Genomic DNA, 10369 nt, shown 5'->3' with positions numbered 1-10369 from the left:
GCCGTGCCCGCCCTCCGACTGACTCGCTTCTCCTCGCTCCGTGCTTTCGGGCATCGAGACTTCGTCCATGTCTGGTCTGGCGCCCTCGTGTCCAACATCGGCACCTGGATGGAGACGCTCGCCCTGGGCGTCTACGTCACCACCGTCACCGGCCGCGCCGAGGCCACGGGCGCCATCGCCGCCCTCACCTTCCTGCCCGCCGTGGTGCTCTCGCCCGTGGGCGGCGCGCTCGCCGATCGCTTCGATCGCCGTGTCTACCTCGCCGTGGGCACCCTCATGCAGGTGCTGCTCGCCGCCATCCTCACGGTGCTCGCCTTCACCGGCCGCCTCTCCGTGCCCGCCGTCGCCGTCATCTCCTTCCTCAACGGCTGCGCCGGCACCCTCACCAACCCCGCCTTCTCCGCCCTCGTCTCGGAGATCGTCCCCTCCGAGGACCTGCACAGCGCCGTCAGTCTCAACTCGGCCCAGTTCAACCTCGGGCGCATCATCGGCCCGGCCCTCGCCGCGGGGGTGCTCGCCACCGGCGGCATCGCCTGGGCGCTCTTCGTCAACACCCTGTCCTTCCTCGCCGTGCTCGTCGCCCTCTCGCGCGTGCGCGCCTCGAGCAAGGCCAGTGTGCTGTCTCGCGAGGAACTGTGGCCCGGCATCGTCCGCGGCGCGCGCCTGGCCCGGGAGGACGCGGGCATCTTCCTCATCATGATGGGCACGCTCATCGTGGCCGCGCTCGTGGCGCCCTTCATCGGCCTGGTGCCCGTGTTCGCCATCCGCGTCTTCCACCAGGGCGCCGCCGCCACCTCTCTGCTCGTCACCGCCCAGGGCGTGGGCGCGGTGACGGCCGCGATGATGCTTGGCCCCCTGGTGGAGCGGCTCGGTCGCAAGCGGCTGCTGGAGTGGTGCGTGCTGCTCATCGGCCCCATGGCCGCGCTCTATTGGATGGCGCCCACCCTGCACGCCGCCGCGCTCGCCATCGTCGGTCTGGGCGCCCTCTACATGTCCACGCTCGCCGGCTTCAACACCATCTGCCAGCTGCGCGCTCCCCGCGAGCTCCAGGCCCGCATCAGCAGCCTCTACGGCATGATGCTCGGCGTGGGGTACGCGGGTGGGGTGTGGCTCCAGGGGGCGCTGGCGGACCGCGTGGGCGTGCGCTTCGTCACCGCCAGCTGCGCGCTGCTGTTCCTCGCGCTCGTGCTCACGATGCGGCTGCTGCTGCCTCGGGCCTTCGACGCCACCGAGGCCCCCACCGGCCACCTCTCCCCCGGTGAGGCGCGTCCCTCCGTGGGGCTCGAGGGACACGGCGACTTCTGAGTCTTCCACCCCCGTGCTCGCTCCCTCCGGGGGAACACGGGGGCGGAGGGGGGCGACTACTTCGAGTCGACCGTGAGGACCATCCAGCGGTCCGTCGCGTAGTCGATCTTCAGGTTGTTGGCGCCCGAGTCCTGAAGCTGCTGCACCACGCGCTCCAGGAACTGCAGCTGCTCCGGCGTCGCGTCCACGAACACGTTCTTCGCGCCCGCGCCCTTCGCCTTCGGCTTCTTCGCCGCCTGCTGCGCGCTCGCCGTCTGCTCGGACGAGGCCGCCGTCTTCAGCCGCGCCGCCGCGTCATCCGCCGACGTCTCGGACTCGGTCGAACTCTCCTCGGCCTTCTCGCCCTCCAGCTCCTGCTGCGCCTGCTCGCGCAGCTCGTTGAACGTCTTCGGGTTCAGCGAGGCGCCGAACTTGTTCTTGTACGCCTCGATCGCCTCGTTGCGGCTGAGGTCCGGCTGGTTGCGAAAGAGGTCGAGCAGGAACGCGTGGCGCTCCTGAGCCTGGTCCTGGGAAATCCTGGCCATGGTGGGGTTCCTTCGGGTTGCTGCGTACTGCACGACTGCGGAACGCAGGGCGGCGCAAGCTACCCGAGCCCGCAGTGGAGCGGAAGTCACCCCGCGCGGGGTGGCTGAGCGTGCGGCTCGCCTCCACCGCGCGTTGAAAGTGGACCCGGGTCCGCAACTTCCCACCGCCCCATGCGAGAATCCCTCAAAACATATTCTTCATGAGGTTTTTCCCATGACCACCGTCAATCGCGCCTCCACCACGCCGGCCACCGTGCGCCCCGAGCCCCGGGCCGAGAGCCCCCGGAGCCCCGCGCCGCAGGCCGCCCAGCGCAACACCCTGGCCCAGACGCGCAACCAGGACGCCTTCGTGGCGCAGGCGCTGCGCTTCGACGGCTCCAAGCCGGCGGCGGGCACCACCAACACCCAGGCGTGGATTCCGGTGGACGCGCCCGTGCGCGGCAACCCCTCCAACCGCAACGCCCACACCTATAATGAGGTGCTCAACCAGTTCGCGGTGGGCAACAACCCGCGCTACACCCCGCGCGGCGGCAACACCTACTGCAACATCTTCGTGTGGGACGCCACGCGCGCCATGGGCGCGGAGATTCCCCACTGGGTGGACGGGGCCGGCAACCCCACGGGCGTGGGCAAGGGCCGCGAGCTCAACGCCAACGCCACCGTGGACTGGCTGCACCAGAACGGCGCCAGGCACGGCTATCGCCAGGTGAGCGCCGCCGAGGCCCAGCAGCTGGCCAACCAGGGCCACCCCGCCGTCGCCGTGTGGAAGAACCCGGGTGGCATCGGCCACGTGGCCATGGTGCGCCCCGGTGAGGTGACGGGCCAGGGCCCCGCCATCGCCCAGGCCGGCTCGAAGAACTTCAACAACGGCCACGTGAAGGACTCGTTCGGCTCCCGCCCGGTGGAGTACTGGGTGAACGACTCGGGCAAGACCACCGGCTCGCCCTCCCAGCCCCCCCCCCCGACGCCGACGACGCCCGCGCCCACCCCGACGACGCCCGCCCCCGGTGGCTCCTCCGGCGTGCCCCAGGTGGACCTCAAGCGCGGCTCCGAAGGCCCCGCGGTGAAGCAGCTCCAGGACGCCCTGGTGAAGCTGGGCTACCTGACGAAGGAGCAGGTGGCCACCGGCCCCGGCACCTTCGGCCCGAAGACGGAGGCCGCCGTCGCGAAGTTCCAGGGTGACCACGGCATCAGCCCCAACTCGGGCAACTACGGCCCCAAGACGCGCGCCGCGATGACGGCCGAGCTCAACAAGCTCAACGCCCCCGCCGTGCCCCAGTCCACCCTGCGCCGCGGCGCCGAGGGCCCCGAGGTGAAGCAGCTCCAGGACGCCCTGGTGAAGCTGGGCCACATGACGGCCGAGCAGGTGGCCACGGGCCCCGGCACCTTCGGTCCGAAGACGGAGTCGGCCCTCAAGGCCTTCCAGGCGTCGCGGGGCCTCGAGGTGGACGGTGTCTACGGGCCGCAGTCGCGCCAGGCGCTCTCCGAGGCGCTCGGCAGCCGCGCCCCCAGCACCCCGGGCCCCGTCACCGGCCCCTCGGCGCCGACCACCGGCGGCACGGACGCGGCCAAGGCGGCCCGCCTCAATGACATGCTGAAGAACAGCGGGCTGCGCGGCCAGGGCGAGCACATCCTCGCCATGTCCAAGAAGTACAACGTGCCCCCCGAGGTGGCGCTCGCCATGTTCTGGAAGGAGGCGCAGTTCAACACCACCGGTGTCGCCCCGAAGAACAACAACCCGGGCAACCTGCGCTTCGCCGAGTGGGAGAAGCAGTTCGGCGGCCAGCCCAATGGCGGCTTCACCAAGTTCCCCAGCGTGGAGAAGGGCATCGAGGCCTACTTCCGCCTGATGGACGTGGGGTACCGCAAGTTCATCGATACCAAGGACTGGCAGGGCCTCATCAACAAGTACGCCCCGCCCTCGGACGGCAACAACAGCGCGCAGTACGCGAATCAGATCGCCCAGTGGATGGAGAAGTACCGCGCGCAGCTCAACGGCTAGCGGCGGGCGGGAACACCGCCGCCATCTGGCGCAGCTGGGCGAGCAGCTTTCCGTCCTCGCTCCACAGCTCCGCCAGGTCGTCCGCGTAGCCCCCGGCGGCGTGGCGGGAGTGGCCGGTGCGCAGGTAGTGCGCGTCCGGCCTCCCCTCCAGCGGCAGTGGCGCGTAGAAGTGCGCCGTGTAGTCCATGGTGGCGCCGTTGCAGAAGCCGTCCACCCGCGTGAAGGACGCCGGCGGGAAGGCATCCAGCAACCCCACCACCAGGGGGGCGTCGAGTGGCGTCGGGACGCGCGTGCGGATCCACCCGCCCACCCGCGCCTCGGTCGCGCCCGAGTAGGGCACAGCCCCCACGCACCAGCGGTACTCGTAGTGGGCCCCGAAGGTGGGCAGGACCTCGCTCGGCGTGGGAGGCACGTCCCCCGGAGGCGGCACCTTCGGCGGGTGCGCGTCCGTGTAGACGAGCGGCGTCTCCCGCGACGTGGCGAAGGTGGCGCTCGCGAAGCACGCCACCTGTCCCCCCTGCTCCAGCCGCGCGGACAGGTGGGACACCTGACGTCCAGCACGCTCGATGCGCACCGTGAGGAGGGCCTCACCCGCGGCCACCGGAGCGCAGAAGTGCACGGTGAAGGAGCGAGGCGCCCGGACCGGATCGTTCAGCTCACGCATCATCGAGCGCAGCAGCGCGCCCCCGAGCATCCCTCCATAGGCGCCGCGTCCCTGGAACCACTCGGGGCGGATGTCGCCCTGGTAGCGGCCCTCGCCGAGCGGACTCCACGTGGTGGCGGTGACGAAGGGGGACTCCGTGGGGCTCATGGACATGGGCGCACCTATAACCAACGCCCGGCAGGTGGGCCATGAGCGCCTGCCCGCTCGCACCGCCCGTGTGCGCGGCGGCGTGACGCGGGGCGGTTGCAATAGACTGTGGACATGCGTGGTGTGGCGGCGGTGACGACGGCCCTGTGGGTGATGGCGGCACGAGCCGGGGAAGGCACCCCCGGCGAGGGCGAGCCCACCCCCCGTGTCCCGGCGCCCACCGTGGGACAGCACCGGACGTTCGTGGGCCTGTCGGTGCCGCTGCTGGAGGGGGGGCTCGCGCTGGAGGGCGAGCGGGAGCTGGATGACCGGTCCTCGGTGAGCCTGGGGCTGCGGGTGGCCTTCAACGCGGCGGATTGGACGAGCCTCTCGGCCGACAGCGAGCACGACTACCTCCTCGTGGCGGCCGAGCCCGGCCTGCGCTTCTACCTGAGGGGCAGGACGCTGGATGGGCTGTGGCTCGGCCCGCGGCTCGAGCTGGGGCAGGTGTGGCTGCGCTCGCGTGACGAGGCCGCTCCCGTGCGCGCGTGGCGCGAGTGGGAAGTGGGAGGGGCCGTGCTCACGGGCTACAGCCTCCGCCTCGGCGACGGCTTCACCGTACAGGCCGCCCTCGGCCTGGGGCTGACGTACCGGCGCGGGCTCGGCCTGCTGTCGCCGCGCGAGGGCGAGCACTACCAGGTGCGGGGAGACCCTCAAGGCATCTGGGTGGCGGGCCCGCGAGGGCACCTCTCCGTGGGTTGGTCCTTCTGACGGAGTGGGCACGCGGTCCGTCGTCCAGGTGAAGGAAGCGCCCGCGCCCGTTTGCCGCCCGGCCCGTGCCCGCGTCACCCTGGGCGGACTCATGGAGCCCTTCGAGACCCTGTCCTTCGACACCCCCGGCGCCTGGGCCATGGCGGGCGAGGGGCGCTTCGTCCCCGTGGAGCCCGGCGTCCTCCAATCCGAGGGGGGCTCCGGTCTCCTCTGGTACACCCGCGCCGAGTTCTCCGACTTCCGCCTCCAGGTGGACTGGCTCGCGCAGTCGGTCGAGGACAACTCCGGCGTCTTCTTCCGCTTCCCCACCGCCGAGCTCGCCCGCAGGCAGCCCGACTGGAAGGCCGGCTTCGAGGTCCAAATCGACGACCGCGGCGTGGACCCCGAGCACGGCAAGCTGGGCAGTCCCCTGCACCTCACCGGGGCGCTGTACATGCTCGCCCCCGCGCTGCTGCTGGCCTCCAGGCCCCTGGGCGAGTGGAACACCTTCGACCTCCTCGTCGGAGGGCTGGAGCTGCGCGTGGTCCTCAACGGCGTGGAGGTGTGCACCTTCACCGCGCCCGCGCACAAGCCTCGGGCGGGGCGCATCGGCCTCCAGACGCACCACCAGGGCTCGCGGGTGCGCTTCCGCGCGCCGCGCCTCCAGCGGCTCTGAGGCCCGCTCCTCGGGTGGCTCGGACACCGAGCGGGCGGGCCAGGGCTCGTCCATCCCCGGGGAGCTTGGAGCGTGCCGGGCGAGCCCCACATTGAGACATGTAGGGGCGCGCAACCCCGCGCGTCCGTCTTCCACGAGGAGCCGTCACCATGGCCGGCAATGAGAAGCGCAGGAAGTACGACCCGGTGCATCCCAAGGAGGACGAGGCTGGCAAGCCTCCCTTCGCCAAGGACCGGGTGGAGCGTGGGCTCGAGGCCGATGACACGCGGCCGCTGTATGCCGCCGACTCCATCCACCCCACGCGCGAGCTGAAGTTCGCCCTGGACAGTGATGGGGAGGTGGGCGGCCACGTGCCCGACATCCGCAGCCCCATCGACGAGGCCGACGAGGAGGTCCGCCAGGCCCGCGGTCGCGAGGAACTGGACAAGGACCGGGACTGAGCACGCGGGTATTCACTCCGGCCCGGGCTCCCTGTCGGAGCCCGGGTTGCTCGTGCCAGCAGCTTGAGTGTTGACTCAAGCTGCTCATGAAACGGCCTTGCGTGGTTCCGTTGCTGCTGCTGTTCCTCGCGACGGGTTGTGCCACGGCGCGCGTCGTGCGCCTGGACACAGGTCGAAGTGAGCCCATCGTCCTCACTCCACGCACGGATGAAGCCGAGCCAGTCGAGCTGGAGAGAGACGAGTTCCAGGAAGCGGTGTCCGAGCTGTCCCAGGGCGTGCAGCCCTCCCCCCATCCACAGCGGGCCGCCCGGCAACTCTTCGCGGTGGACGCGCGGGCCGGTTCATACCTGTTCAACCCGCGTACCCTGGGGGTGACTCCCTTGGAGGGCTCTCCGCTGGTGTCGGACCTGCCGCCGGCGGACGTGGAGTTGACGCGGGCCTATCTGCGCTGGTGCGAGCGCACCGGGAGGAAGGGCGACTGTCTGCGCCTGCTGGTGGAGTGTCCCACCGTGACGGGCGATGGCCGTTACGCGCTGGCCATGGGGCTGGCCCAAGGGGCGGTATTGCAGGAGCTGTTGGAAGCTTTCAAGGACATGGCTGACCCCCACGCCATGCTGGCGGCGGCGTTGTGGACGGGAACAACGTACTTCGTCCTCATGTCGGTGCCTGAACCCTTGTCCAAGGGGCTCGCGGCGGTGATGACCGCGACCCTCATCGTCTACCTGGGAGTGGATACGTTCTGGGGCCTGATCACGGGCTTCAAACGGCTGGTGGATGAGGCGGACCGGGCCACCACCTTCGACGAGCTACGCATCGCTGGAGAGCGGTACGGCAAGGTGATGGGTCGGAACGCGGCGCGTGCCTTCGCCCTGCTCGCCACGGTGGCCATCGGGAACACGGCGGCGGGTTTTGCTTCGAAGGTGCCGATGTTGCCCGGCTCGGCACAGGCGTCCATGCAGGCCGGGTCTCAAGCCGGTATCCAACTGGTGGCCGTAGGAGAAGTGCAGGCGGTCGCCGTCACGGAAGAGGCCATTACCCTGTCGCTTGCTCCTGGTGCGGTCGCGATGACGGCGCACGGGGCAGGAGGGGGGCGGCCGGTCCGGTGGACGTGCCGGGACACGATCACCACATCGCCACGGACAAGTGGTGGGATTCCACCAGCGATGGCGGCCCCTGGTCGCCGCAGTTCCAGAGGATTTTCGATAAGGCCGGCATGTCGTTGAACGATCCAGCCAACATCGTCCGCGTCCAGGGCCATAGGGGGCCTCACCCAAGGCAATACCATCAACGAATTCTCGACCGCTTGTTTGAAGCAACGAGAACGTGCCGCAACATCCAACATTGCCGGGAGGCACTGACGGAGGCGCTCCGCAGGTTGGCACGGCAAATCTCCACGGAGGGCACTGAGCTGAACAAGCTGGTGACCCGGAGCCAGTGACGTCAAGAACCCCAGATGCCCAAGCGATACTTCAGATTGTCCGATGACGTTTATGTGCCGGGGCGCTGGCATCTCGACAACCCCACGGATCAAAGCGGACGGGAAGTGGATGACCCATGGCTGTTCACGGAGGGAATGACGATTCCCAACCCGGGACGCTTGAAGATCGTCGCCGACCGTCCTGGCAAGCCGCTCGACTTCACGCTCGCGGGTCTCGCCACTCCCGTCGTCCACGTCAGGGTGGCCTCCGTGTTCGCGGAGCTCGCTCCCGAGGACGTGCAGCTCTTCCCCGTGGAAGTCCAGGGTCAGCCCGATCAGTTCTGCGTCCTCGTGGCCACCCGGGCCATCCGGTGCATCGACGATGCGGCCTGTAAGGAAGTGGAACTCTGGACCCCGGAGGACGGACGGCCCGAGAAGGTCGGCAAGTACCGGGACGTCTACGGGATGCGGATCGATCCCTCGAAGGTGGGCGACGCCAAGGTGTTCCGCACCTGGGGCTGGTCCGTCGTCTTGATCGTCCGCGAGGAGATCAAGGACGCCCTGGAACGACTGGGTGCCACCGGGACGTACTTCGAGGAAGTCTAGGGCAACCCTCGCCCTCTCTCTGGGAGCGGGCGAGGGTCTTCACTTCCTCGGGGCTAGCGCTTCGCGGGCGGCGCCACGGGATCCTGCGCCACCAGCTTGCCCAGCTTCAGCGGTCCCACCTGCTGCTGGATGACGTCCGGGTCTCCCACCAGCACCACCTGCATCGCGGCCGGGCCCAGGTAGGCCTCGGCCACTCGCTGCACCTCGGCCGGCGTCGCCTTCTCCAGGCCCGCCACCGTGCGCGCGAACTCGTCCAGCGGCCGCCGCTTGTAGAAGAGCTGCGCGGCGCTCGACCCCAGCCCCTCCACCGACTCGAAGGCACCTGGAATCGCGCGCACGAGGCCCTCGCGCGCCGCCTCCAGCTCCTTCTGGGTGATGGGGCGCTCCTGCAGTCCCTTCATCTCCCGGAAGAACTCGTCGAGCGCCGGGCCCGTCACGTCCTTGCGCACCGCCGACGAGGCCGTCAGCGGGCCCACGCCCAGTCGCGCGTCCACGCTCGCCCCCGCCCCGTAGCTGTAGCCCTTCTCCTCGCGCAGGTTCATGTTCAGCCGGCTGCCGAAGAAGCCGCCGAATACCGTGGTCGCCAGCTCCAGCGCGTACTCGTCCGGGTGTCCCAGGGCGATGCCCGGCCGGCCCACCACGATCACCGTCTGGTCCAGCCCCGGCTTGGGCACGAACACCACCTGCTGCCGCTCGAGCGCGGCGGGCGCGGACGGCACCGGAGGCAGCGCGGCGCTCCCCTTCCAGTCGCCGAAGTACTTCTTCGCCAGCGCCACGGCCTCGTCCAGCGAGGTGTCTCCCGTCACCACCAGGGCGGCGGACCTGGGGCCGATGTTCTTCTGGTAATAGGACTTCACGTCCGCCAGCGAGAGCGTGTCCACCGTGGCGGGCAGGCCGCTCACCGGGTGCCCATAGGGGTGCTCCGGGCCGAACACCGCGTTGAGGTACGCCTGCTGCGCGAGGAAGCCCGGGCTGCCCATGGCGCGCACGAGCTCGGCCAGCTGGAGCTTCTTGCGCCGCTCGAAGTCCTTCTGCGCGAAGTTGGGCTTGCGCACCACGTCGGCCAGCAGCGCCAGCGCCGCGTCCGCGTTGCGCTTGAGCACCCGCGTGCCCAGCACCGCCCCGTCCGGGTTGGTGCTCACCGAGGGCGACACGCCCAGATCCTGGAAGGCCTGGTCCAGCGCGAGCGTGTCCTTCCCGCCCGCGCCCTCCAGCAGCATCTTGTAGGTGATGTCCGCCAGGCCCCCCTTGCCCTGGGGATCCTGCGAGCCTCCGGCCGCGAACGTCATCCCCACGTACACGAGCGGCAATTCCTTGCGCGTGCTCACCAGCACGGTGAGCCCGTTGTCCAGCTTCGCCTGCTCGAACTTCGGCAGCACCAGCTCGGGCGGCTCGCCCGGCTTGGGCGGCTGGTGGCGGAAGGCGTGGGGATCCTCCGCCGGCGGGGCCGGGGTCTCCGGCGGCTGGGGGGCCTCGGGGACGGGCTCGGGGGCCGTCTTGCAGCCAGCGGCGAGCGCCAGCACGGACAGGGCGATGAACAAGCGTCGCATCAGTGCGTCTCCTTCGCGGCGGAAATGGGGCCCTTCTGCGCGGGCACGGCGTGCAGCACCACGCGGGTGTCTGGCTTGAGGTGCTCGCGGGCGAAGTCACGCACCTTGTCCGTCGTCACCGCGTCGTAGCGGGCCAGGTCCTGGCCCAGGAAGCCCGGGTCGTTGACGTAGTGGTTGTAGTTCTGGAGCATGTCCGCCTTGCCGCCAATGCCTCCCACCGACTGGAGCCCGGCGAGCATCTGCGTCTCGAAGCGCGTGCGCGCCCGGTTCAGCTCCTGCTGGCTGATGCCGTTGCGGCGCACCTCCTCC

General features: G+C 70.2%; 11 protein-coding genes and 1 pseudogene. 8 read left to right on the top strand and 4 right to left on the bottom strand.

Annotation, left to right across the window (positions count from 1 at the left end; translation table 11 throughout):
- Window positions 1–3: 3 nt before the first annotated feature.
- Complete coding sequence (locus VF794_RS38245) at window positions 4–1305, top strand: MFS transporter (protein ID WP_331118390.1); 1302 nt, start codon at window positions 4–6, stop codon at window positions 1303–1305.
- Window positions 1306–1361: 56 nt separating this feature from the next.
- Here VF794_RS38245 and VF794_RS38240 read toward each other — a convergent pair whose 3' ends face one another.
- Entirely contained in the window at window positions 1362–1829 is a 468-nt protein-coding gene (locus tag VF794_RS38240) for a type I restriction-modification enzyme R subunit C-terminal domain-containing protein (RefSeq protein WP_331118388.1), read from the bottom strand.
- A 214-nt stretch (window positions 1830–2043) separates the two neighbouring features.
- On the opposite strand from VF794_RS38240, the gene VF794_RS38235 reads away from it, so the two are divergent.
- Window positions 2044–3831, top strand: a complete 1788-nt coding sequence (locus VF794_RS38235; protein WP_331118386.1) for a peptidoglycan-binding protein — start codon at window positions 2044–2046, stop codon at window positions 3829–3831.
- On the opposite strand, the gene VF794_RS38230 is transcribed toward VF794_RS38235, so the two are convergent.
- A complete protein-coding gene (locus VF794_RS38230) occupies window positions 3821–4648 on the bottom strand; it encodes a thioesterase family protein (RefSeq protein WP_331118384.1) in 828 nt (275 codons plus the stop codon). The genes VF794_RS38235 and VF794_RS38230 overlap by 11 nt on opposite strands.
- 108 nt (window positions 4649–4756) lie before the next feature.
- Here VF794_RS38230 and VF794_RS38225 point away from each other — a divergent pair, with 108 nt between their 5' ends.
- The 6 genes from VF794_RS38225 to VF794_RS38200 all read left to right on the top strand — a co-directional run bounded on the left by VF794_RS38225 (window position 4757) and on the right by VF794_RS38200 (window position 8510).
- A complete protein-coding gene (locus tag VF794_RS38225) occupies window positions 4757–5392 on the top strand; it encodes a DUF3575 domain-containing protein (RefSeq protein WP_331118382.1) in 636 nt (211 codons plus the stop codon).
- Between the two features lie 4 nt (window positions 5393–5396).
- Window positions 5397–6047, top strand: a complete 651-nt coding sequence (locus tag VF794_RS38220; protein WP_331118380.1) for a DUF1080 domain-containing protein — start codon at window positions 5397–5399, stop codon at window positions 6045–6047.
- A gap of 149 nt (window positions 6048–6196) precedes the next feature.
- Window positions 6197–6487 (top strand): hypothetical protein, encoded by a 291-nt coding sequence (locus VF794_RS38215; protein ID WP_331118378.1) that lies wholly within the window; start codon window positions 6197–6199, stop codon window positions 6485–6487.
- Window positions 6488–6573: 86 nt separating this feature from the next.
- Complete coding sequence (locus tag VF794_RS38210) at window positions 6574–7710, top strand: hypothetical protein (protein WP_331118376.1); 1137 nt, start codon at window positions 6574–6576, stop codon at window positions 7708–7710.
- Window positions 7596–7925 (top strand): AHH domain-containing protein, encoded by a 330-nt coding sequence (locus VF794_RS38205; protein ID WP_331118374.1) that lies wholly within the window; start codon window positions 7596–7598, stop codon window positions 7923–7925. Before VF794_RS38210 ends, VF794_RS38205 begins: the two co-directional genes overlap by 115 nt.
- 15 nt (window positions 7926–7940) lie before the next feature.
- Window positions 7941–8510, top strand: coding sequence for an imm11 family protein (locus VF794_RS38200; protein ID WP_331118372.1), 570 nt, complete (start codon window positions 7941–7943; stop codon window positions 8508–8510).
- 53 nt (window positions 8511–8563) lie between these two features.
- On the opposite strand, the gene VF794_RS38195 is transcribed toward VF794_RS38200, so the two are convergent.
- Together VF794_RS38195 and VF794_RS38190 are read right to left on the bottom strand one after the other, a co-directional pair.
- Window positions 8564–10060, bottom strand: coding sequence for a pitrilysin family protein (locus tag VF794_RS38195; protein WP_331118370.1), 1497 nt, complete (start codon window positions 10058–10060; stop codon window positions 8564–8566).
- A pseudogene (locus VF794_RS38190) lies at window positions 10060–10369 on the bottom strand (insulinase family protein); the annotation flags it as partial. The gene VF794_RS38195 and the pseudogene VF794_RS38190, both read right to left, overlap by 1 nt.

Origin of the sequence: Archangium sp., assembly GCF_036389735.1 — a bacterium.
Taxonomy (GTDB): Bacteria; Myxococcota; Myxococcia; order Myxococcales; family Myxococcaceae; genus Archangium.
The sequence above is the reverse complement of the archived record's forward strand: the minus strand, read 5'-3'. Positions and strand labels throughout refer to the sequence as shown.

What these genes read in the sequence shown, in the direction of transcription:
- VF794_RS38230 (WP_331118384.1), bottom strand. Translation starts at nt 4,648, where the DNA reads ATGTCCATGAGCCCCACGGAGTCCCCCTTCGTCACCGCCACCACGTGG.
- VF794_RS38215 (WP_331118378.1), top strand. Translation starts at nt 6,197, where the DNA reads ATGGCCGGCAATGAGAAGCGCAGGAAGTACGACCCGGTGCATCCCAAG.
- VF794_RS38225 (WP_331118382.1), top strand. Translation starts at nt 4,757, where the DNA reads ATGCGTGGTGTGGCGGCGGTGACGACGGCCCTGTGGGTGATGGCGGCA.
- VF794_RS38235 (WP_331118386.1), top strand. Translation starts at nt 2,044, where the DNA reads ATGACCACCGTCAATCGCGCCTCCACCACGCCGGCCACCGTGCGCCCC.
- VF794_RS38195 (WP_331118370.1), bottom strand. Translation starts at nt 10,060, where the DNA reads ATGCGACGCTTGTTCATCGCCCTGTCCGTGCTGGCGCTCGCCGCTGGC.
- VF794_RS38240 (WP_331118388.1), bottom strand. Translation starts at nt 1,829, where the DNA reads ATGGCCAGGATTTCCCAGGACCAGGCTCAGGAGCGCCACGCGTTCCTG.
- VF794_RS38210 (WP_331118376.1), top strand. Translation starts at nt 6,574, where the DNA reads ATGAAACGGCCTTGCGTGGTTCCGTTGCTGCTGCTGTTCCTCGCGACG.
- VF794_RS38200 (WP_331118372.1), top strand. Translation starts at nt 7,941, where the DNA reads ATGCCCAAGCGATACTTCAGATTGTCCGATGACGTTTATGTGCCGGGG.